We start from the raw sequence: 23,971 nt of genomic DNA, 5'->3' as shown, positions 1-23,971 counted from the left end.
TGCGGCCAGCCTAAAGGTGGTGACTATATTCTCGTATTTACTGCACAATAGTAAATCTAACCGATTCTAGTTGGTGCCTTTCTAGTGGTTTCTGCGTTTTCACAACCCAAATCAGAAGCTCTCTCTGGCTTGATGAGGCTACATAAGCAAGTCTAGCCGCCCCGCTATTAAGGTCTTTAAGTCAGTCGTGTCCCGCTTTAGCAGATGATATAGCGATAGTTACATCATGGTTTTCTCCTGAGTAGATTCCCCCCCCTTTTTACACTAGCGAATCACTAGACAGGGATGCCGGTGAACTATTATTTTCAGGAAAAAAGGCGAGCAAACGAAAACGAGCATTTTCGTTTGAATTAGTTGCTGGTTAAATCTTCAATCTTCCAACCAGCGCATTCTTCTTTGCGCACGTGTTCTACGGGAAACCTTGATTTATCGACTGCAACACAAAGTAAGTGTTTCGGTCTTGTGAAAGCTACGTAAAGCTGTTTCATGAAGGTGGACTTTCTTACGCCTGTTGGAGTAGTGGTATTTTCACCTAAAATGTACTCTATTATTTGTCCTACATCGAACTGATGGTTCTTGGTCTCAAGAATCAATGTTGCAGCATGAGTTTCTCCTTTTACAGAATGGATGGTTGCCACTTCATTTTTTATTAGTCTACCGTTTACCTCAGTGGTTATTACATTTGAGATGACAGGCCTTTCATTGGTTGGTGAGGTGTTATCATAGTTCATGAAATCGTCATCACACAGACCTAGAATCGTTCTTAAATCGTCTACGTTCTGCTTCCAGTGTTCTTGTCCAATATCAGTTTTCATTAGGTTTCTAATGATTATATTGAAGTCCACATGTTTGCCTGAATCCTTTAAGTATCTGCGAACATTAGATGAGTTGTAACGTTCTTCGCTACCATCTGAAAACTTTAGACTTGAGTTCGCTGTTTGGCCGAATTTAACTACCCCTTCCAGTATTAACCCATAAGCCTCATGTAAAGAGCTAAACTTTCTACTTTCATGAATATAATGAATGAACTTACTAGGTTTGAAAGAAGTAGTTGAGTGATTTTTATTGTAAGAGTCAACATAATGGCAAATAGTTAGCCCATCTTCTTTTCGTAAACCAACTGCTCCGACCGTTTTTATAGGATTTGTGCTGTCTGGAGGTACAGCTATCTCACATATCTCTGCAAATTTATCTAAAGCACAAACCCTAGAATCTTCATCTACAAGAAAAATTGTATGCAGTGTTTGTGGGGGAGAGGTTATATCGGAGCGCAAATTTATACGATTGAAGCTCAAGTTTCTGGCTAGAGAAGCGATCGATTTATCGAAGCGATGGCTATTTTCTATTTGATCTAATGCAGCTTTGTTATAAGTCTCGTTTGCCTCTCCCACCCCGCTGTATATGGCTTGGTCTGGATCCCCAAACCTCTGTAGTTTTACGCTGTCATCTAGAAATAATTCGTTAAGCAACTCATCTTGGAATTTTTGTGTATCTTGCATCTCATCAATAAGAACGATGGGGAAACGAGAGCGAACTGAGTTACCTATGTCCGGATTGCATAGAAGATAGTGTTTAGCGAAGGAGTACATTTCACCATAGTAAAAGAGCCCAGCGCTCATTAGTTTTTCCTTTACCGAAACTATATCTTGATAACTGGCAGAAGTAGACTTGCCCGAAAACCCTGGAACAGCCAGGATTAGTTCTCCGTCAATAAGTTGATACTCCATCCCATAAAGGGATGTTATGCGTTTACGTTCTAAGTAGGACTTGGTCCTATAGCTCAAAAGATTCCAACCCCTGACGCTGCATACGTCATCATCTATTGTACTTACTTTAAAACCTGCGGATCTAAGGTAAGGAATAGCTAAATACTTGTTAACGAATTCTTGGATGGTTCCAATGAAGTGCGGATATGAAAGAAGCCTTTCACCAAATGGAGATTTTTGTAGCCTCTCAACTATTTCGTTTTTTGCGACATTAGTATGTGTTAAGACACACACACCTTGATGAGTGTGCTTCCATTTCTTAGCGATGATAAGGAGCTTTGCTGCAACCATTGTCGTCTTGCCGCTTCCTGGGCAAGCCTGGACGTCATCAAAGTTTATTATCGTCTGTCGACGTGTTTCATCAAATTTAACGTCTAGTAGGGATTCAACCTGACTAATATCATCTTCGTTAATTTCAATCATTACTCAGGCTCGATATCTGCTGGAAGTGGTTCAGTCACATACTCAATAGCTTGAATTATGTAGGGGGGTAACTTAGATTTTAATTGCTGTGGATTTCCATCAAACTTTGACAGAATATTTACTAAGGAATAGCTAACCTCACTTTTTCCTTCACCTTTGTTTTCGATGGCACTATACAATTGAACAGATCGAATTTGGTTGTTCGGGTTAAGGTCTCCGTAACCGTCTGTATTTCCGTGTATAGCCTCGTAGAGTTCTTCTCCGAGCCCATGCTTAGCGAGGCAAAACTCGAAGGTCCAATCATCTGATATGAAGGTTTTAACAAATTCGCCATCATACTCTTGCTTTTTTTCTTTCTTTCTCTGTATGTCTGGGAGGGTCAATTCGTTTAGCCAATAACCTAGGTTCCCACCTTTGCCTTGTGCGTTTGGTTGTTTTTTCTCTTTAAAACCATAGTCATTATCGCCTGTGTCTTCTGCTTCATCCGGCCATAAATCTAGGTCAGTTAAACATGCTACTTTGAGAGGTAGGTGTTGAGGGTTCTCCGAATCCGGGTTTGAACGATAAACCTTAGCGTATCTCTTTCTTGATAATCCATTTACGTTAACAAGTGAAACGCCGTAGTCCTCAAAAGGCCTACCCAAAAGTGCTGCGATTTTTGGGAGTAATACGACCTCGGCAATACCTTCAACCAAAATGACGCCCCTAGCAAAGAACATGTTGGCTTTTGTTGAATCCAGAAATTTTTCTAGGAAAACATAGTCATCTTGTTCGAGCTTTGTGAAGCCTTTTCGAAGTGGGTAGGCATTGCCATTTTGCATTAAAATCAAGCTTTCTAGAGGAGCTTTTGACGCGAGGATTGGACTGTGCGTTGAGAGTATACATTGGAGTTGGCTGTTTTCTACACGGAGGTATTCCATGAACTTCAGCTGAAGCTGAGGATGGAGGTGGGCTTCAGGTTCTTCAACCAGCAAGAGCGGAAATTGCCCTTCTTCTTGGTTTATTAGCATTAGCTCAGCTGCCATGAAAAGCAGACTGCTATAACCCAACCCATGCTTTGCACCTGATGCATCTAACTCAAGTGTAAGTTTTTCCAAGATCGACTTCAGAGCCTGAGCCTTTTCGGGATCGCTCATTTCGGCATAACTGTTGCTCCCAAGCAAACTCATGACTGGCGTAAAGCAATCAGTTTTAAATGTGAGCTTATTCAGAAGTGCTGCAATGCTGTTTTGTGCAGTATTTATTGCACCATCAGATTGGATGTTTTGGGAAGCTTCAGTGAGTAGTTCGATGATTCGTTTTGTAGCATCTGCATCACCCGCTAAGCTAGCATTGCTACCCAATATTTGTGACAGCCTGGATGAGCGCCCTGCGGTTAATTCGGCTTCGGCATCTCTAAGTGGTTTTAGGTACGTAGTAGCAAGGTACTCACGAATGTCCCTGTCGATCGTTGGACCATCTCCATCATTGCCTGAGCGTATTTCGGTTTTTATGAATTGTGTTTTTCGAAATGGGTGTCTAGTTATTTTGGCTATTAGCGAAAGATTTAACACCGACTTAACAGTGCCTGGAGACACAACTTCACTAGTCAGGTGTTCAAGAAAAATCCCTGCCTCGTGATCCGTGAGGCCCTCAAATTTCAAGTGAATTTTGAGCTCACTTTCTCCAATAGAGAAATCTGTTTCCCGCAAGCTAACCCACTCAGCAGATGTTGTATCCAAAACAACTCTGATTGCATCTATGACAGAGCTCTTGCCTGCGCTGTTTTCTCCTACCAACAAATTCAAGCCGCTATTCAGAGTTAAGGAAAAATCTTTAAATTGTCTGAAGTTATTAGCTGAGATTTTTGATAGGTACATTTAGTTTTCTCGTTGTTAGGTATTGTGGATTCATTTCTCTTGCACAGGAGGTGCTTTTGATGGTTGCTTCACCTGGCTGGTGTTTTGCCAGTAGAAAGTCTGTCTTCCACCAAAATTTTTCACACGCAGGAATACTCGAGAATATGAGAAAGCTGCAATCGCCTCAATGACATTTTTAGCAATAACTTCAATAGTATGCGGCTAGATCAAAATCGAGAATGTTAGGGGGGTCAAAGGCTTAGAAAAACACGCCCGAAAAAGTGACATAAAGAGAGAGGATTTTCACCTCTAATGACACTAGTTACCTTCCGTATAATTAATTATTTCCTTAATTATAACATATAGTTACGTGTTTTTGCAGACTGCAATTTCCTGAGCTGACTTGGTATAAGGACGTTTTTTGAACAGGGAAGCGTCTATGGTTCGGCAACCGGTAATTACTAACGAAATCGTTAAGTCGATAAATGCATGGAAGAGGGAGATTCAGCTCAAGCAAATATACCTGCCTTTCATCACCGTTAGGAAGGTTAACAAAGTAGGCAGGCGTCATTGGATCTACTGTGTGAGACAAAATCGCGAGGTGCATCTGCTCTCTGACGGTGAAGAACGCAGCTACAAAATTCTGCTTTGGCAACCAAACACAATCAGCGTGGAAGAGCAGTATGTTCTGGATATTGATGAAACCTTGGATATCGCCATTGGCCTGAATGTTATCCATCCTCGTGATTGGAAGACCTTCGTAGCTCACCCCATGACTCTCGATTTCTTGGTCAAGGTACGGTTACCCAATGGTGGATTTAAGCTCATTGCTTATTCCTTCAAGTATTGGAATCAGATTTTCGAAATAACTCCCGAGGGTGAAGTAGTTGAAAAGAACTCACGCACTTGGCAGAAGTTCTGTATTGAGCGGGAGTATTGGGCTCGGCGAGGAGTTGAGTATCGAATAATCACAGAGCGGAATACAACCAAGCAGAGAGCATGGTGCGTCAACTACTTTGAACTGGCTCATGACCTAGTAGCTAGTCGAAATGAACTAGTAGAGTTTGGTGAAGCGTTTATTGAATCGTGGGTATCCGACCCACGAGCAGAGCTACAGGACCATTTAAACTCTGTTGGTTCGAACTTGCGCTTGTCTTTCCAACGATCTCAGTCGCTTTTCCAATACTGCGGGCTTCACCACCTCCTCCCCATTGTGACAACTCGCCATATCCGACTATTTCGTCCAGTAGAGTTGAAGCTGTGATCTATCAGAGTTTACAGATCTCCTCAGCTGACGGGGAGGTAGACCTGCTAGTCTGTCATGTACATTTTGGTCGCAAACTTGCGGCTGTGGTGGACCTTAAAGTTATTGAAGGCCGCAGTAACTTACCGAAACCAAAGATTTGGAAGTTTAATGAGTTAACCGAGCTGGTTAAGCAAAAAGGCTATACAACACAGCAATTCTCTTATCCAGCAGAGATGTCTTTCAGTGACCGAGAGCTTAAAGAACAAAAACGGCAGACGTGGATTGCAAAGCGGGATGAAAAGCATCGACGTCTGGCTCCGCTAACGAGTGACGCACTTATAGAACAGTACCTCTATGGAGACGGCATCGCTGATGAGGTGATGTCTCTTGTTGCTGAAAACATCCATTCTGATGATGAGGCTGCATGGAAGACTAAGGGGGCTTACTACAGCGCCCTCAATCGTTACATTACATTTGGCTGCACAATTAACGCTCTCCTACCTGTCAGGCTCAAAGCTTGTGGTTCGAATTATCTCCACATCGACAAGCCTGGCCCTAACAACGTGAAACGAGGGCGTGGTGGTAAAGACAACCGAAACAGCCGATCGAAGTCGATGGGCGTAACAGAGCTTCATAAAAAAGCGCTGCGACAAGTTGTCGCTTTTGTGAAGAAGACCTTTAGAAAATTTACTTACTCTAAAGCGATTGAAGTTTATCAGCTGAACTTTGAAAACCATGTTGTTGAGCGAGAAATTGAAGGGGAGCTTCATCGTACTTACATTCCTTTTGAAGAGCATGAGTGTTTGTCTGATGAGCAAGTCCGCTACCACCTAAAACAGATTTTTACTAAAGCTGAATATCTCAAGATCAAGTATGGAAACTTAGCCTATGAAAAGGATTATGCCGATCGTCAGGGCTCCTCTCACGACGGCGTTATAGGTGCAAGTTATCGCTATGAAATTGATGCAACCATCCTTGATGTTTACGTCAGATATCCTTATGACACGACTGGGCAGTTCACTATGGGAAGGCCTGTCTTGTACTTGGTTATTGATGTCGCAAGCACAATGTATGTGGGGTTTTATCTCGGCTTTGACGGCCCGAATTGGCAAGGTGCTTCGCAAGCGCTGGTTAACGCTTGTATGGATAAAAAAGAGTTCTGTGCGCGATTTGGCGTCCCTCCAGATGACGTAAACTGGCCCTCAGCACATATTCCGGTGCAAGTCACGATCGACAATGGTCCTGAATACAAAGACGGGCTAATTCAGTCGATATTAAGATCGGAGCTTGGGATACGGGCATTCAATTTCACAGCCGTTTTCAGGGGGGATGCCAAAGGCTGTGTAGAGAGGGCTTTTGGTGTACTCAATGGTGTAATTCACTTTATCGCCGGGGCTATTCCAAAGCTGGTTGGTAGGGACGAGCAGCATCCATCGAATCGAGCTGAGTATGACTTAGATGCTCTGCATCGGCTTATCTACGAGGAGATTGTATTTCGCAATAACAGCGCTGATCGCATTGGCAAAATGGATATCAATGCGATCCGAGCGAATACAGACATAACCCCCCAAGCACTGTTTTTACAATCTCTGAAGCAGGAAATGAATGGTGGTCGCCCCTCAAAAGATGTTGAACCAGGACGTATTCGCTGGGCGTTCCTGCCTGAGGAAACTGCCTCAGTGCGGGGTGACGGTATTTACTTTGAAGGTCTAGTGTATCACTCCGATTTTGCTAAACAGGCTGGGTGGTATACCAAAGCGAAACATCATGGTGCATTCAAAATTGCGGTGAAACGCACCAAAGATTGGACCTCGCAGATCTGGCACAAGACTCCCGATGGCGAATACGTGTACTTCCATCTAAAGAATGTAAATGACGAATCCCCCTTCTTAGATATGCACTGGGAGCCTTTGTTGCACTTGCTTGAGCAATTCAAAGACAAGAAGCACCAAAACCGGCTTAACCGAAAAAAACTAATGGCATTTAAGCAGGGGGTTATCGACCGCATCGAAGCTATTAATCAGGAACAGCTGGCAGGTGCGCCTGAGAACACCCGTAAGTCAATCCAACCAGGAATCAAATCTCGACAACAGGTTCAGAAAACTCTTGAACAGCTGTTACATGCGGTGGAGTTGCACTCAGCTTTGATGGATGAAGCTACTCCAGAAACCCCCATACAGAATTCACCAGATGACCTCGATAAAAAGCTTTTTTGACCAGGAGTAAATATGATTGTAATCGATGCAGAGTATGCAACTCACCCCGACGCTAACCTGAATGGGAATCCTTTGTCAGAGGCTATTGAGGTCAGTTTGGATCGCGATGTTCTGCTCAATAACATTGTGTCTAAACCCAACATCCAAACTAACTTTTGGTCTCTACCTCCGTTTTACCAGATGACCCAACTACGTCAGCTTACGGATGCCCACCAGCCGCTTCCACAAACCTGGCTTATGTACAACAAAATCATGAGCATGATTTTGTATTCCTATGTTCGGCGCGATCCCTTTTCTCCCGAGATGGTTCGGCTCAAATCCAGATTGGCTGAACAGATGCGTCAAGAGAAGGTCAAGTTCATTCACCCCGTAGGTTTAACTACCGCTCCATCTGCATTGGTGACGGGGGATTCAGGAACTGGCAAAACGACGATGATTAGGACTCTACAATCTGGGATCCCTCAAGTGGTCAATCATCGTTCTTACAAAGGAAAGCACTTTGCCAATAAGCAGCTTGTTTGGGTTAGTTTTGATCTGCCTCCGACCGGCTCGGCGAAAGCTATGGCGGTGAACTTCTTTCGTGCTGTTGATGCTGCACTGGGAACCGAATATGCAGATGAATGGAGTGCTAGAGATCGGGAGTCGGTAGATAAGCATCTCACCGCTATGCAGATCTGTGCTCTTGAGCACAACCTAGGTATGGCGCACGTCGATGAGCTTCAGTTCATGTTGGGTTACTCGAAGTCCCTAAATTCCCCCAACCTTCAAATTCTCGAAGCATTATTTAACAAAATCGGAGTGCCTATTCTGCAAAGCTGTACAGCAGAGGGGGTCGATGTCTTTAAGGCTTTACCTAGTGGGGACTATCGTATCGGCACAGACACCACGACGGTGCGTCGAATGCTAAACGATCGTGAGTATCGCTTGAGCAATCATGATTTGAGTTCAACCTACTTTTCAGAGCTATTTGACTCGCTCTTCCCCAAAGCGTTGGAGCACCCACTCACTCCGAAAGACGCACGTGAAGGCTTCAAATCCAAGTTTCACAAGCTCAGCTGCGGGTTGCCTGCAATTATGATTCGTTTGGCTTTATTGCATCATGAAACGTTGGTCAATTTACTAGAAAACTCTAACTCCAATGATGGCTATCACACCTATCACGAGGGTTTGCTTGAGATGGTTTATCGAAATCAGTTCAGCTTGATTGACCCTGCACTGGCTCAGTATCGTCGTGGGGATAAGAGTGGATATGAGAAGTCGATCCGAACCGATAGCAGTAAAACAGCGTACTCGAATGCAGAGGTTGTCGAAGAGCGCAAGAAAGTCCCGAAAAAGAAAGTAGAAATAGTCAAAACAGAGATACCTGAAAATCAGAATCTCATGCTCGGCGTGGACTCCCTGTCATCTGAGGGAGAGTTCTTACAAGGACTAGAAGATGATGATAATGTGTAATCGATACCTTCCCGCGCCGCTTCCACATGAGCACTTGATCAGTGTCCTTGCGCGTTGGTTTGACTACAAAGGTAGTCGCGACTTTCTGAACACAACGCGAAACCTGTCAGACAATGTCACTACACTTAGTCCTGCGACGGTATGGCGGCCGGTGTACTGGGATTTGTCGCAGCAGTTTATAGACACGTTGGGGTGGAAAAAGATTATTCGTGAGCACACGTTAGCTCCGTACTACTCACCATTTCTGAAGCCGCAATACAAGAGCATGTTGCTGTCAGGCGGCGAGCCTCTTTCCCAAACACGTATTCAGCCCGTACAGCAGAATCTGATTAGGCTGGCCAAACCTTGGCGTTGGTGCTCTTGCTGTGCTTCAGAAGACTATGAGCTATTTGGCACCACTTATTGGCACTCCTTCCATCAGCTTCCGTCTGTATTGACCTGCTACAAACACAATACCGTTTTGCGCTCACACTGCCCCTACTGCCTGTTTGAGTACCAACACCTTCGGCGTCACTGGTTGCCTCCCATTGATGGGCATTGTCGTGAATGTGGCGAGCAGGAAGAGGTTGTTTCAGGAGATTTCCCCCAACTGTTTCAATGGCTAGAGAGTACCAGTTTTGAGCTCCTGCGACGTGGCCTAGAGATTAGCAACGAATCACTTATCGGGGCTATGCGGCAAAAGCTCGGGCCTGAAGAGCTCCCCAATCGACTTTTTGGCTCACAGAGAAAAGAAGTTGCTCAGTGGCAATGTGAGTTTGAAGAGTGGTTGCCGGATTCGGTCATTGAAACCTTCTACACCAAAGGGCGGGAGGGCCTTTTTAACAACATCGGCCAAGTTCTTCGGTTATCGAGCATCATATATCGAGACCGCATGGCACCTCCCTTAAGTGTCCTGTTGATGCTCAAGTATCTTGGTCTTGATTCTCTAGTAACGGATTCGCTCGACTAGTTGGCGTAGACAAGGAGGCCTAAATGTTGGCGTTTGCTCCCGAAATATTCGAAGGCGAATCTCTGTATAGCTGGCTCACTCGGTGGGCGATGAGAGCAGGGATGCCTTCATCTCGCGTCGCTCTTGAACACCTCGTTGGCAGAAATCATCGTCAGTTGATGTCACTGTTGCCTAGCGTTGTTGAACCTTTAGCCAGGTTTTCTCATCTTCCTGCTCTAGACCTAGTTGAGCACCACTCAGCACTTCCATATTGGCGGTTGTTCACCAATGAGACTGTGTTCAATTCAGTCCAGAAAGACATGGTTAGTGGCGACACCCAGTCCGCATACTCTCGACTATCTATTGTTGCTAGCCGTGTTACAGAGCCATCCGTAATTCGGTACTGCCCAAGGTGTGCTGCAAGCGATTTACATCAATATGGGGTGGCATTTTGGCATACCGAGCATCAGTTACCAGGTGTAATTGCATGCGCCACTCACCGAGTGATGCTGGTATCTGTACCAAGATCTCGAAGTCGTTTAGTACTGCCTCCACAGTTAGAGCGAGCGGTTCAGCTTAGCCTGGCACCGATGGTAGCTGTACAGCTGGCTCAGTTGAGTCGGGAGCTCTTAGATGCGAGTTGGTCACCACTTGGTAATGAGCGGTTAATCTATGCCTATAGCGTGAGGTTGGCTGAGATGGGCTTTGCTTCTGCAAATCTCAATGTACGACAACAGGCTTGGCGCTCCGAATTAGAAGCCTACTGGAATCCGCTGTTATCAGAACCTTCACTGGACTCAGTTTTTTCTCTTGGCAAGCGTCAGCAGTTTCCTGCTTGCATGGTAAGAGGAGTCGCGGCTAATCATCACCCGCTAAAACATCTTTTGATGGTTGGAGCGCTGTTTGAGTCAGTCAGCGACTTCATGCGTTTCACTGAAACAGCTGAAGCTACACACCAAAAAGTGTTAGAGCGGCATGCTCGGAGAATCGACCGAGATAAGCTTCGGCGTAAGCTAGAAGTCGAGCAGCAGACATTATCCAAGTTAAAAGCTGGGCAAAGCCTTCGGCGAGTAGCGAAGACACTTGGCGGCAGTGTTTCCACATTTAAGCGAATAGCTTTAAGGGGGGGGATCGAGATCAAGCGCCGTACGCAAAAGCTATTTGAAGAAGAACGGCGGGTCATATGGCGAAAGCTGGTGATTGGGAAAAGTACCCAAGATATTGCTGCTCATATTGGTTGTTCAGTCGGCGCTGTCGAACAAGAACTTGGGCGATATTCTGAGTTGCCGGAATTACGTTCTCGAATTCGCTTTTACCACAAGCGAGGAGAACACCGTGCAAACCTAGTCGCTACACAAAATAGCCTCAAAACACCCTCTCGAAAACAAATACAAGATGCTGCCCGCGCCAGTTATACCTGGTTGTTCAAACACGACAAAGACTGGTTGTACAAGCAACTGCCTGAAGCTATCCCAAGAGCTGATCGGCGCAGGTCAAAATAGTGATTATTAACCCCATGAATCAGGAGTAAATATGGAGACCTACAAGCAAAATATCAAAACACATAGCCCCGAAGGTTGGACTGTTCTTCGCTTTGAAGCGCCTGAGGATAGGCCTTTTTACAAGGTGTTTGCAACTTGGAGGGAGAATGACCGGTGGAAGGTCTCAAGCGGCGCTTTTGACGCGTCTGAGGCTTTTCTAGATGGCGAGTATATCATTTGGCCGCAGGCGAGTGGCTCAACCTACAGGCTACATCTAGACGGGGAAAGCGGCTATACCTTTTACTAAGGGCGAGTAATGGAGAGCATTTCTAAAAAGAGTTCGGCTCATGGCGTTAGCATGATGGAAGTCGCGCTGCGTGATGTTCCGAGTCTGTCTAATGAAGTTAAAGCAAAGGTATAACGCCTGTTGAAAACGATGCTTTGGGAGCCGTAAGCAGAACGGAGGCGATTGTGGCGCTAATTGGTGATGATGTCGTTTCATCGGCGGTAATAAAGCAAATAGACAATCTCTACCCTCGGCTTGTTGTACTTGATGTTTATCGAGCGCAGAGCCGCTATGCATTCGTGATGGCTCGTATGCTTAGGGCGCTCGTTTGGGCTCTTGAGAACGATGGTGTTCTAGAGATCTACAAAATCGATTACCAAACAGGATCAGGGCTACCAACGTTGTACTTGGTCAGTTCTCCAAGTGTTGACGACGAGTTCCTAGAAGAACTGTTCGATGAGTTTACGCCACAACTGAGACGAATAGCGCACGGCCAACGTTTAGACCAACGGAAGGAAGATAGTAGATGACACCTGATAACACTCTTCGAGACCTATTAGCCGACCAGCCCAATATTCACAAGCTTCTCCTGGAGCTGTTCAGCTCACCAGAAGCCGCCATCAGGTGGCTAGAACGCCCAAAGCGCCCTTTTTCAGGTAAATCACCAATAGAGTGTTTCGAGTCGCAACCCGAACAAGTTGAAGACTTGTTACTGCAAATAAAAATGGGCGATTTCTCTTAGAGGAGGGTACTGAAATGGGGCTGGATTTTTACTCTATACACGAGCTAATCGGTGAGTCGGAATTGGCAGACAAGGCTCTACAGCTTATCGAAGACGAGGGTAATCAAGAGGTAACCGATTGGTTCAACAATGCTGTCTTATCAAGTTACGGAGGGAGGTCACCAAAAGCCGTACTTGAACAATTCGGGCTAGAAGAGTTCAGGTGTCTCCTGTTGTTTAAGGCAGAAGGTGGATTTGAATAGCAAAGAACTATGGGGCGAGTTGTGAAAATGAAAGACAGTGGCAAGCTGAGCGACGCGGAAAAATGGGCTCTTGTAAAAGAGCGGTTCGCGAGTGTTGATGAAGACGACCTAGTTGATGGAGATAGGTTTTTCAATGAGGAGCTGAACTCAGAAAGTAACTTCAATACTCTCCTTAACGGAGCGAGAAAAATGGGCCCGAAAATCTCACAACTCACCAGGTTCGAACTATATACAGCTGTTTGGGAAACACCACGAAACGCATTGGCTAAGCTTTGGGGGGTACCAGCTAACGCCATTACTGAAGCATGCAAAAGCAATGAGGTTCCATTGCCTCGATCGGGGTATTGGACGCTTGTGGCTCTCGACAAGCCTAGAGAAGTACCTGTACTACACGGCGACCACGGTGTACAGATCGAAATTTGTTCACCGGGACCGTCATCAAAAGAGACATCCTCTCGTACAGTGGTTTTGGAAGTCGATTCTCAGCAGCGCTCCGAGCAATCCTCCCCGCGTGATTTTCAAGAAGGTGAAATGACCATAGCGGAGCAAGAGATACCGTTAACTCAGTCGATTGATCAAGCTCTTCCGCCTATTCGGAAGGCATTCAAAAGTTACAACAGTCCCAAAGCTGCTAGAGATTATCGCTATCAATACGTTCTACCGGGAGGGAGCAGTATTTTGCGAATTGCTGTCATGCCAGAGATGGTCGAACGGGCTCTTCTTATCGTCGATAGCATTGTGCGTGAGTGCAAACGTAGGAAGTGGCAGGTTCAACTACCGGCCAGTGATAACGCAAAAATGAATGCCGTTGTCGTTGATGATGTGACTATTGAATTCACAGTGACCGAGCAAAGACGACAGGAAAAAGTAAAGTCTGAAAGTACTTGGCGGGATTGGGAGTACATATATCACTCGACTGGCGTTCTGCGGTGGCAGTTTGGTGCCAGGTACTCTAAACGTGAGATAAAGGATGCAAAGCGGGGAACACTAGAGCAAAAGCTGCCAGATATTGTCCAGGGCTTTATCGATGAAGTTGAGCGGGTGCATCGTATGGAGCGAGAGCAGCGTGCTCGGGAGCATCACCGTGAATTAGTGCAGCGCGTTGAGTCCATGGTTAGAGAGGCTGTGGCCTACAACAAACGTTGCGAGGACACGCTGTCTCAACGCATTTCCGAGTATCAAACTGCTAAAAGACTGCGCGAATTTGCTGCGTATATGTCATCGAAGCCCGAACAGTCTGAAGAGTACTCAGACTGGCTTGGCTGGATAGAAGCCAAAGTTTTATCTATCGATTCTATGACTTCAACAGAGGCAGATAGTTGGATAGTACCGGTTGATGTTTTGTTTTACGTCTCAGAGCTCGTGGAGAACGGAGAAGACGAAGAGTTGAAGAGGCTCGATATCGCCGAGATCGTAAAACACTTCTTGCATTGGAGCCATTTCACTAAGCCATATTGATGCCGAAATTGAGAAGTGCAATTGAACCGCCCGTTGGCACTGAAGGCCGATTCGGATTGATGGGAAGGTCTATTCTGGTGTTCACTAGGGTACGGGCTGAGCTAGTACACGTAAGCCCCTAAATTCAGCTGGGCATATCCGTTTTCACAAAGACAAAAATTCCTTCATTAAGGCATTTGAAAACATATAACCATCGGGAACTTGATCTGCTTTGCTCGCGGTAGGCTGCGAGTTAAGCAATAGGCATCCAGGATGTTAGCGGCGACTTACTTTTTAGTTTGCAGCTCTCGCCAGTTTGTTATGTGTGAGTAATCGAGAACTACTGCATGATAGTTGTTTTTACCTGCACCGCTATCTTCTTGTAGTTTGACAGCAATTTCTTCGAAAAAAGGATGCGGTTTGTTCTCAATGATAGCAATTTCACCATGATCAACTTCTCTTAAGCCATCGATTGAGTCTATTGGGTAGTCAAACTCATATAGAAAAGAGTTGCAGCTGTACCTCATTCTATCCTCTGCAATGCTGCGTTTGTGCCATGCGTGAAGCCCTAAGTATTCAGGCGGATAGGTACGCTTGAATTCAAAGTTTCCGTTTATCCAGATAATTGCCGCTGGTGAGGTGTGAAAAAGTCTCATTGTATTCTTCTCAAAATGGTTGTAGGGAATGGGGAGGTACGCCTCCCCATGAATATGATTAATGCTTCTTAATCGGGATTTTGAACATGCCTCCATTTTTCCGGGTGATCCTTTTGCCCTTTACAGTGATGTAGGGGCGGAAAATGTACTCGACGTTGTCGTCGGTAGCAGTTCGTTGTGTACTCATCTTTTGAGCTCTCAATTGAGGCCCCGAAGCATTGACCTGAGAGGTAAACAAGAGTAATTTCTCTAGCCTGTTCGGGGCAAAGTTATCAATTAACATGGGATGGCAGTCCCATGCTGCGAACATATGACACCAGGCCTAAGGGGTTCCCTTGGGCCTTTTCATTTCTCTCTGCGTACCCCCTTAAACGGCAAGCCGTCCTGTTTTACATCCATGATTTTACCGGTTGAGGTGTTTCTCTTCGCCCAGAGGCCCGAAGGCGTCTGGAATTGAGTTCTGCCCTTAACTGCACCAATACGTCTCTTGTCCCCGAAGGGTCTGTTTGTTGCCATAAATCGGCTCCTTTGCTGATCTCTACACTACATCTAGTGCCTCTTTTGGCTGATGTGGCCCTAGATGTAGTATTGATTATACGCTTAAAAAATACTCGATCAACATCATGATCGCTAAAAATAACAAAAAAATACAGAAACACGGATCGTTATGATCTGTGATGTTGACGTGATTGGTGTTTTTGGGCTATATTTTGAGCCAAGGGAATGAGGTGGGAGATTAGTTATGAAGGGTGTATACAGCTACGCTCAGTTGCAGAATGAAGTTGGTGCAAACGCTGAAAGATTGGCTTACATAGATTTTAAGTTGCGTTTTTCGGGTGTTGTGAAGCGACGTGATCTGTTTGATGAGTTTGGGCTTGCCGAAGCTGCTGCTTCTCGAATGATGACGCTTTACAACTCCTTTCGTAAAGACAATCACTTTTATGATCGTAAAGCCAAAGTAAACAGCATTAGCTTAGATACATACACACCACTTTTGCCTATAGATTCTGAAACCGCACTAGGAATGCTTGCTCATGGGTTCAACAAAAACAAATTGCAGGGCCGTCCGTTGGTTTCGTATCGAAAAATTGGTCGCATACCCAATCAGCTAGATGAAAAGATTGTATCTCTGATTACTAGAGCCCTATATAACCAGCAGGCTATCAGATGCTGCTACATATCCGGGAATAGCACAAACCATAAGCGCCGTGAACTTATTCCTCTGGCCTTAATGAACGATGGTAGAAACTGGATTTTTCGTGCCTATGAAAGAAGCGCAGGTGATTCGGTAACAAAGTTCAAGAACTTCAATTTTTCTCGAGTGGCCACTGCGGAAATCATAGAGGAAGATGAACCCAAGGGGCTAGTGCACGAATCACTAGCGAATGACACTCTTTGGAACTTGCAAGTTCCAATCTCGCTTGAATTGCACCCAAAGCTAACCGAGGAGCAGAAGAAGCCTATTCGTAAGGATTTTGGTTTGGCTCCAGAAGCTGACGAGCTATTGATGACAGAGAGTGCAGCGTTGGTTTGGATATTGACAAAACAATGGAATGTCGATGTTGGAAAAGAAAGCGACCAGGATTTGTTTTTCAAATTCAAACTAAAAAACGCAGAGATGTTGAAAGAGTTTCTGCAATGAACTTGCATCAGCTAAAGAAGTACTTGGATGCCATAGATGCGCAGGAGCCAATTGATCTGCCAAGGTTTAAGAGGTTCTTAGATAGCCTGTCTTTATCTGTTCGGATTGAACCGGATGGCATCGTCGGAAAGAGGTATCCGACAGGTAAGTATCTAGTTACCTCAATGGATATTCACTTAGCGAATGAGTTGAGGAAGCTTGTGGCCCAACCGCTGGATCACAGGATAGCTGCTGCTAGACAAAACCAAAGTCACAAGCACAAAGTCGAAGGGTCATTGCTGCTGATCAGAGACAATAATACTCATCCTCAAGTCGTTGTATTCGACAAGCATGGATCTTATGACTTTCATTGTCGTATCCACCGAAAAGCATTGGTTTTAGAGAACCGACAGAACTTTCTTTCGATTGAGCAAACAAAAGATTTTATACGCAGGTTTGTTAGTCAGTTTCCTGATGATTTTGGTGCGCTCACAGTTGTGTTTGCTGAAGGAAACGAAATAAGCAATGCGCTGCATAAAAGCTTCTTGAGCCAGTTTGAGCATATCTATTTGCTTCTGGATTTGGATCTCGGCGGTCTCACAATTGCTAAGAATTTGCACAACCTTTTAGCACCCACCCCTTTCACATTCTTGCTTCCTGACGACATCGAACATCGCTTGAGTCAAGTTGTGGAAGTCACATCACCAGAGCACATCGCAGAGGTGATAGCTATCGGCCTGAAGCTTCCTTTCCTTACTTCTGCCGCGAGGTTGATTAAGAGTTTTCGTAGAACACTTGAACAAGAGAGTTATTTGTATGTTGAGTAGCATTGACGAGGGATTGTTAAGCGAAGAGTACACACTCAAGCGAATGGTTTATGTGAATTCAGCAAATCATGGCTATTCTGAAATTCTCCTAGACCACCACCTAGCCATGTTTGGTGACAACAACGCAGGAAAAACAGCAAGCTTAGCGGGAACTAAACTGCTGCTTTTCCCCGAAGTCGATTTTCGAAATTGCGGCAATAAATTCCGATTCGAAGGAAAGAGCGGCAAGTACTCGATGGAAGAGTCATATGAGTTCTATTTTCCCGATCCTAAGTCTTTTATAGCGCTGGAAGTGGTAAACCCTGAAGGGGTGTTCTGCATGGTGCTCTATAAAATGGGGAATTATCGTTATGGACGCTTTTTTGTGCCTCTCGCTTATGACGAAATTCGCCATGTTTTCTGGGACGAAGAGCAAAACGACTTTGCGACCGAGTTAAGCATTAAATCTGTCCAGGCATTTGTTAAGGAAAGTGATGGGATTCAGGAGACAAGTGCGAAGAATATCACCTATTTATTGTACGACAGTATTCGAGGAAACCGCAGGGATAAGCGCTTCTGCGTATTACCTTTGAAGGATGCGCGACCCGACTCAATTGAAGCATTCCGTAATATCTACCAATTGGCATTCGATACCAGTGAGTCAGAGTCGAAGTCGCTCCCTAAAGCGATTGCCACTCTTTTGGAGATGGGACGAGGGCGAGATGAAGAGCGGTTGGATGCCAACTTAAGCAAGCTTGCCGAAGAACACAGTCAACTCGTTCAGAAAGAAGAATGGCTTCAGTCTATAGCCAATGAACATTCTACTTTCCTGCGGGTAATGGAAAGCTTTGGCGAAGTGAAGAGTAGAATTCAGACGTATTCTGAGCTTTACCTATCTGCCCAGAGCGGTACGGCAATAGCAAAGCAAACTTACGTCACGGAGAAAGATAGGCTCGACAAGGTAGCCGATCCGTTGAGACGCAAAGCCGAAGAGTTGCGGCTGAAAGTGGAACCCTTGCAGGAGTCAGTCAATAAGCAGGGTAATCAACTTGAGTTTCGAGAAACGGATCTAGAACGTCGTAAAACTAGACTAGCCAAAACGAAACAGAAGATCGGTCGATATGGCTCAATGAGTGTTGAGGAAATTACTTCAAGCTTAGCTGATTACCTTAGCGAAATAGATACCAAGCTAGAACAATATAGAAGTGAGAACGGTGTTCGAGACCATTTACAACAACTGATTTCAGAAAAGAATGAACTAAGCAAAAAACAGAAACGTCGTAGAACATTTGTTGAAAAAACAGAAAACTCTATTCTTCACCAGCTACAAGATGACTCGGGTGCTAGCCTGCTCAGTTCTTTGAACCCAGGTTTAAGTGAAATTTTAGCGCCTGTAAATGAGGATCAGAGACTTAAAATCCTTAAGTTTTCAGAGTTGCTTGGAAAAACTGATGCAGGAAAACTCACCTTCCTTGGTGAGGAGATTCCGGATACCAACTACTCAACTTATGACCTAAATGATGCCGTTCAAGCAGTGAAAATGCGCATTGAAGATGGCCTAGTTGAACTTGAGAAGCTGGAAAAAGAGATTACTCAGTGCAGTACAGCTATTCGAAGCGGTGATATAGAAAAAATCATTGAGGAAGCTGAGAAAGAGCGAAAAAAGACAGCTCAGGACATAGAAAATATATCAGGTATGGCGTCGCTAGAGTCTGAGATACGTATTGAGAGTGAGGGGGTTCAACAAGCCAGGGAAAAGCTACAAAGCGATAGAATCACACTTGAGGGATTCAAAAACAATCAATCAGAGGTTTCATCAGAACTTGGAGTTGCAGAGCATCAGCTGCAATTATTGATAGACCAGCAACGGACAATTAAAAGCCTTGATGATTCTCTGCAAGCGGCTTATTCACTGTGCAAGCCAGTAAAAACAGAAGACGCGGAAGTTCAAGAAATTGATTTAACAGAACTGCTACCGATGCAGCTAGTTAATGCTGCTACTGAAGTGAATAAATTGGAGGCGAGCTTTTCTCAGGTAATGCAAAGACTGCTAACCAAAGTTCCTCTGTCGAGTGTGGACCCACACAAAGATTACTTTGGTTTCAGCGAGCTATCTGAAGTTGTCAAAGCCTATGAGCATCAGTATGCCACTCTCGACTACGATCTGAGTCAGCACAGAAACGAAATACGGTCTCATAATCAACTTGTAAGTAATCAACTCAACGAGCTAAAGGAAGCGAAGCGGTTCTTATCGAATTTCATTAGCGAAATAAATGACGAGCTGAATGACAAGCATGTCTCTAACTTGTCTGAGATCAAGCTCAATCTCTCAATTGATAATCGTTTTGCATCACTTCTAGCAACACTGGAAAAACACGATATTGAAGATGACACGCTGCTGGAAGAAGATTTCTACTTGTCGTTAGCAAAATTCGTTGAGTCGTACTTCAACAAGAAGACCCGGCGCTTGAAGATGCATGACATCATTTCGTCCATCAACTACCAGTATACGCTTAAGGAGACTGGCGAAACCGTCACCAAGAGTCAGTCTGGAGGTACTACAAGTACAATTACAGCCTTTGTCCTTTCGGTACTGCTTAAGCGCTTAACTCCTCCTTATGTAACCCTAAAAATGCCCATTATTGTTGATGAAATCAGTACATTAGATTTCAAGAATACAGACTCAACGATACAGCAAATTAGCAGCCATGGGTTCTCTATATTCTGTGCGACACCCAGTTACTCGGGTTACATAAGTCGGAAGGTTGGGCGCTGGGTTATGATAGATAGGAAGCGTGTTGCCAAACCAATGGTAAGCAAGTGCCACATGAATATCCTGCCTCACCACATTGAAGGGTTTGGGGAACGTAGATATGAGGCTTAATCGAGATGTTCTGATAAGTGGGATCGTTAAACACCAGAGCAGCTTTTTCAAGCTACTTGACTACATCGATTCGAATGATGGAGCTCTGGAATTTCCCGAACACCTGTATATCAAAATCTATAACAACGAGATTTGTGAAGGGGATGACGCCAATACACAGATGCATCTTTCTATGCAGTCGCTAATCGAAAATGGAGTCTTCATTCATAACGACAAGCATACAGGGATGATCGCGATAGAGCGCGTGATTGTTGATTTGCTGCGTTTTCTTGATGTTAAGCGGGCGAAGGAACTCACACATTTCGATTTTGAGCAGCTAAGGAAAAGAACGCTCGAAACCGGGCGAGAAATACAGTCTTCCGACAGTCAAACTCAGGATTACCATGATGCAAGACGTTCTTTTAACGAGCTGCTCAGCGAAATTCACTCGAAAATTAAAGAGAGTGTGGCCGGGTTAACTGCACAAGTAGACTCGGTTGCAAAAGACTACAGAGCTTATGACTCTGGCTGCTCAGAGGTATCACTGTTTGAGCTTTATGACAGAGTCACTACGCTCTACAAACGTTACGTGATGCCATGCTACGAGTTTATAAACCCAAACATGGAAATGGTTCAGACAAAATCTTTTTCCAAGGCGGTTGAAGAGTTAATCGAGTTTCATGGCGAAGATGGAAACCGGCGCTTTGATATTGCAAATGCCTTGCAGTACAGAAGAACGGCAATTACTAGCTACTACAAAGATATTGCATACTTGGTGAAGAAACTTGAACAGTTTTCAAACCATTTGGAGCGAGACAGAAACCAGTTTTTATCGATTGAAGCCGCCTATAGCGAGTTGATGGAAAGTGTCGCTTTACTACGTCACGGCAAACAAAAGAACAAGTACCTTACTAGAAATGCAAGTGTTTTTGAGAAGTTTGCCTGCTTAGACGGCCTAAGTGACCGCCGATCAAGATACTCATCTAGGTTGGGTTGGGACGCTGAACTGACTAAGCTTCGTTTCAAGGAGTATATCTCTACTATAAACAGCGAAACTGATACCCCCTCCAAGTGCGATAGGTTGGCTCCGCTTCCTGCTGAAGTGAAGTTGGATCAGGAGCGCCAAATATTGATTTCGAAAACTCTCTACCAGGCTGAGTGGCCCAGTCATTTGGCGGATGTGCACAAGCATGTAAACGAGGTTCTCTCAGCATCACTAGAAGACTTCGCTTTGACCGACCTTTTATACGGCTTAGAAGAGGTCTTCCCTATGTTTGATGAAAGTACATTGCGGCCAACATATGAGAAGCAACGTCTGACAGATAATCAATACTATTTTGACTACATTGCGATGGAGCTGTGCACGGAGGAAAGCTTATGTACGACGCAAATTTGAGTGCTTTGATTTTCAATGAGTTGATGAACGGCAAAGTGATTAACAGAACGATGCTGAACAACAGCGGGGAATTTTCAGAGAACCCTCTTTTTACTGAGGTCATGGAGAATCTAAAGGACTATAGAACGCAGTACGAGATGAACGGATGCGAGTTTGTCGATGAATCAGAGTTTATATTTATCCGCGACCGCACTAGTAATCGAGACGATCTAAAAACAGAAATAACTATGAAGGCTTGCTTGCTGCTTCTCATCCTCGGTAAGTACATAAACGAGAACAACTATAGGTTGTCCAAGCTAACTGAGCCCTCAGGCGGGATAACAAGAGCTGACATCGAGGAAATGCAAGAAGAAGAGGATACGGTTGAGCTGATTGAGAAGGCTAAGCTAAAAAACGATCTGCATTCAGAAATCAAGAATGTCTTGGTCAATCGCAATATTATGCTTGAGAAGCCAAGTGAAGAAAGTTACATCCTGTCAGATGCAGGGCGTGCATTCTTCAACGAAGTTATTGCTAATTATGTTTAATCAAAATAGGTACCTGCAACGTCAACATGGCTAGTAAAAAAGTTCTTACTGAAAAGGAAATTAACAAAATTCTCAGACGTTCATCCATGGACGAGCGTTCAGAGCTTTGCTACGAAGTTATTATACTCTTCTTATTAACATCCGGGCTCGATTATCCAAATATAGCTGAATTAAAAGTCTCCGATGTAATGGAACAAGATGGCCGATGGAAGACGCATTGCGTGGTACAAAGGAAAAAGGGGGGGGATCTGGCGAATAGAGTGTTTTTCTTAACAAACGCTAAATTGCGTTTGGCATTGGATAAATATGTAAGCTCTAGGTTGAGTATGAGACACCTGTGCACTCTAAACTGGAATGAGTACCGAGGCTTACAGCCTGATTCTCCGCTTTTTTTGACATGGCTGGGCAAGCCCTTTTCAAGGGTTATGGTCAACGGCAGTGAGAAATACACTTTCTTACAAACAAGGATTGGAAAAATATTCAATGAATCGGGCGTGGAGAGGAATGGCTCAAAGGTATATAAGAAGATTTTTCAAGATACCTTTGAAGAAGGGTTGATCTGTCAGGGCGTGAGTAGAGAAGTTGCTGAAGTGCTCAGAAGTTCGTCTCAGACAAAGATAGATAGGGTTTTGCCTCCAACAGACTATGAGCTAGTGTCCAATGCGATAGAAGTCTTGTATGGAAGCGTCGTTACAACGTCTGAACTTGAGTCTGCGAGCACGATTTTTCACTACTGTACTATGGATGGCTTTATTGGAATCATCAGTTCAAATGCTCTCTGGCTTTCTGACTTGCTGAAAATGAACGACCCAAATGAGCTGGTATCCAACCTTGAACTGTCTAAAAAAGCCTATATGGAATCTGGGCTACCAATGGGAGAGTATAGTGAGTTAGTCGATGAGTCGAGAGCTGGTAGCCTAAGGATTTTGTCTAGTTCATTCTCGAAGAAAAGGGATGACCTGAATCAATGGAGAAGTTATGCCGATGATGGTAAAGGAATTTCTATCGGACTGGATAGGCAAGCTTTATCGGAATGCTTAGCGTCTCATATGAGTTCTATAGGAGGTGAAGAGGAAAAGGAAGTAGGGCTGCTTGCTATTGAAAATGTTAACTATGACAAGCCGAACACACGAAAAAGCATTGAAAATAAATTCTCTCTTCTCTGGAATGACTACTCGAAATCAACGCTCCTCAAGAACGAAGAAATAAAAAACCAAGTTAGGACGTTTATCTGGAAGGCGTCAGCACTTAACAAAAGCTCATTCTATCATGAAGAGGAGGAAGTTAGGGCTTTCCTAAAAGTGAATTTGACAGATCTGGAGCTCAATAAAATAGCCTTTAGAAATGGTGTGTTTGGTCTTACAGCATATATAGCCCTTAACCTGGGGGACTCAATAAGAGAGATAGTAATTGGCCCCAAGAATGACTCAACTATTGACGATGTTTACTACTTTATGATGTCAAATGGGATTAGAGTTCGTCGGAGCTCTATAAGAAGGTCGTCAGGGGAGTACAGGTAGTGGGGCAGGGCAACCGCATGAATGCTTTTTGAGCAGAATTTGTCCTTTTCGCAAACAGGATTCGCATATTGCTTGAGGCTAAAATGGACTGTTTATCAATTCAGCGCACAGAGAGCAGTAATCCCATCTTAGATAATATCAAGAGCTGCCAAGTCACATTTTTTATTTCGGTACTTTTGAGGTGCCAAAGGCAAGATGTGCTCCTTAGTCACAATTTTTATTTTGGTTCTCGCTGGGGTTTTCTGTTCTAAATCAGCTGCTGTAGTCACAGACTTAATTGATAAAAATCATTTAGGTTCTACTCATTAGTGATTGGAAGCGAGTGCTGCGGAAGTGGTGCTCGCTTTTTGTTGCTTGTTTTTGCCCCAAACCGAGTTGGAGAAGATCACTACCCTCCGTTATAGACACTCTGCTTTTGCCGTTTCCATGTATCCGCATAACTTTTCCATCTTTGGCGCAGACAGTTGAAGTGCTGGATCTGTTAACTGTTTGATTGAACGACACTGTTTGTAGTGTTAACTTAAG

Annotated in this window: 17 protein-coding genes; 14 read left to right on the top strand and 3 right to left on the bottom strand. The window is 44.4% G+C overall.

Features of this window, described 5'->3' with window-relative positions; translation table 11 throughout:
- Nucleotides 1-350: 350 nt before the first annotated feature.
- On the bottom strand, nucleotides 351-2,189 hold the full coding sequence (locus tag G461_RS0103840; RefSeq protein ID WP_026970860.1) for a UvrD-helicase domain-containing protein: 1,839 nt from the start codon (nucleotides 2,187-2,189) through the stop codon (nucleotides 351-353).
- Complete coding sequence (locus tag G461_RS0103835) at nucleotides 2,189-4,048, bottom strand: ATP-dependent nuclease (protein WP_026970859.1); 1,860 nt, start codon at nucleotides 4,046-4,048, stop codon at nucleotides 2,189-2,191. The genes G461_RS0103840 and G461_RS0103835 overlap by 1 nt, the downstream gene beginning before the upstream one ends.
- Nucleotides 4,049-4,466: 418 nt before the next feature.
- Between G461_RS0103835 and G461_RS0103830 the strand changes: the two genes are divergently transcribed.
- From G461_RS0103830 to G461_RS0103785, 8 genes are all read left to right on the top strand, one after another.
- Complete coding sequence (locus G461_RS0103830; RefSeq protein WP_026970858.1) at nucleotides 4,467-5,291, top strand: TnsA endonuclease N-terminal domain-containing protein; 825 nt, start codon at nucleotides 4,467-4,469, stop codon at nucleotides 5,289-5,291.
- Nucleotides 5,288-7,489 carry a Mu transposase C-terminal domain-containing protein gene (locus G461_RS0103825; RefSeq protein WP_026970857.1) on the top strand — a complete coding sequence of 734 codons (2,202 nt, stop codon included), beginning with the start codon at nucleotides 5,288-5,290 and terminating at the stop codon, nucleotides 7,487-7,489. The genes G461_RS0103830 and G461_RS0103825 overlap by 4 nt, the downstream gene beginning before the upstream one ends.
- A gap of 12 nt (nucleotides 7,490-7,501) precedes the next feature.
- A complete protein-coding gene (locus G461_RS0103820; RefSeq protein WP_026970856.1) occupies nucleotides 7,502-8,941 on the top strand; it encodes an ATP-binding protein in 1,440 nt (479 codons plus the stop codon).
- Nucleotides 8,925-9,890, top strand: coding sequence for a TniQ family protein (locus tag G461_RS0103815; protein ID WP_026970855.1), 966 nt, complete (start codon nucleotides 8,925-8,927; stop codon nucleotides 9,888-9,890). Before G461_RS0103820 ends, G461_RS0103815 begins: the two co-directional genes overlap by 17 nt.
- A gap of 23 nt (nucleotides 9,891-9,913) precedes the next feature.
- Nucleotides 9,914-11,371 carry a TnsD family Tn7-like transposition protein gene (locus tag G461_RS0103810; RefSeq protein ID WP_026970854.1) on the top strand — a complete coding sequence of 486 codons (1,458 nt, stop codon included), beginning with the start codon at nucleotides 9,914-9,916 and terminating at the stop codon, nucleotides 11,369-11,371.
- A 31-nt stretch (nucleotides 11,372-11,402) separates the two neighbouring features.
- On the top strand, nucleotides 11,403-11,657 hold the full coding sequence (locus tag G461_RS0103805) for a hypothetical protein (protein WP_026970853.1): 255 nt from the start codon (nucleotides 11,403-11,405) through the stop codon (nucleotides 11,655-11,657).
- A 505-nt stretch (nucleotides 11,658-12,162) separates the two neighbouring features.
- On the top strand, nucleotides 12,163-12,378 hold the full coding sequence (locus G461_RS0103795; RefSeq protein ID WP_026970851.1) for an MbcA/ParS/Xre antitoxin family protein: 216 nt from the start codon (nucleotides 12,163-12,165) through the stop codon (nucleotides 12,376-12,378).
- 263 nt (nucleotides 12,379-12,641) lie between these two features.
- Complete coding sequence (locus G461_RS0103785; protein ID WP_157360227.1) at nucleotides 12,642-14,078, top strand: hypothetical protein; 1,437 nt, start codon at nucleotides 12,642-12,644, stop codon at nucleotides 14,076-14,078.
- Between the two features lie 266 nt (nucleotides 14,079-14,344).
- Here G461_RS0103785 and G461_RS0103780 read toward each other — a convergent pair whose 3' ends face one another.
- Nucleotides 14,345-14,713, bottom strand: a complete 369-nt coding sequence (locus G461_RS0103780; protein WP_026970848.1) for a hypothetical protein — start codon at nucleotides 14,711-14,713, stop codon at nucleotides 14,345-14,347.
- A 742-nt stretch (nucleotides 14,714-15,455) separates the two neighbouring features.
- Between G461_RS0103780 and G461_RS0103765 the strand changes: the two genes are divergently transcribed.
- From G461_RS0103765 to G461_RS0103740, 6 genes are read left to right on the top strand one after another with little or no spacing between them, the layout of a single operon-like run.
- Nucleotides 15,456-16,355: a BrxR family helix-turn-helix transcriptional regulator gene (locus G461_RS0103765; protein WP_026970847.1), complete on the top strand. Its 900-nt coding sequence runs from the start codon at nucleotides 15,456-15,458 to the stop codon at nucleotides 16,353-16,355.
- Complete coding sequence (locus G461_RS0103760) at nucleotides 16,352-17,161, top strand: hypothetical protein (RefSeq protein ID WP_026970846.1); 810 nt, start codon at nucleotides 16,352-16,354, stop codon at nucleotides 17,159-17,161. Before G461_RS0103765 ends, G461_RS0103760 begins: the two co-directional genes overlap by 4 nt.
- Nucleotides 17,151-20,024, top strand: coding sequence for a hypothetical protein (locus tag G461_RS0103755; protein WP_026970845.1), 2,874 nt, complete (start codon nucleotides 17,151-17,153; stop codon nucleotides 20,022-20,024). Before G461_RS0103760 ends, G461_RS0103755 begins: the two co-directional genes overlap by 11 nt.
- Nucleotides 20,014-21,399 carry a hypothetical protein gene (locus G461_RS0103750; RefSeq protein WP_026970844.1) on the top strand — a complete coding sequence of 462 codons (1,386 nt, stop codon included), beginning with the start codon at nucleotides 20,014-20,016 and terminating at the stop codon, nucleotides 21,397-21,399. Before G461_RS0103755 ends, G461_RS0103750 begins: the two co-directional genes overlap by 11 nt.
- Nucleotides 21,381-21,926 (top strand): condensin complex protein MksE, encoded by a 546-nt coding sequence (locus tag G461_RS0103745; RefSeq protein WP_026970843.1) that lies wholly within the window; start codon nucleotides 21,381-21,383, stop codon nucleotides 21,924-21,926. The genes G461_RS0103750 and G461_RS0103745 overlap by 19 nt, the downstream gene beginning before the upstream one ends.
- Nucleotides 21,927-21,952: 26 nt before the next feature.
- Nucleotides 21,953-23,446, top strand: a complete 1,494-nt coding sequence (locus tag G461_RS0103740) for a DUF2971 domain-containing protein (protein ID WP_084428987.1) — start codon at nucleotides 21,953-21,955, stop codon at nucleotides 23,444-23,446.
- Nucleotides 23,447-23,971: the final 525 nt, after the last annotated feature.

This window comes from Aliagarivorans marinus DSM 23064, assembly GCF_000429485.1.
Taxonomy (GTDB): Bacteria; Pseudomonadota; Gammaproteobacteria; order Enterobacterales; family Celerinatantimonadaceae; genus Aliagarivorans; species Aliagarivorans marinus.
This window is presented reverse-complemented; position numbering and strand designations above follow the sequence as displayed.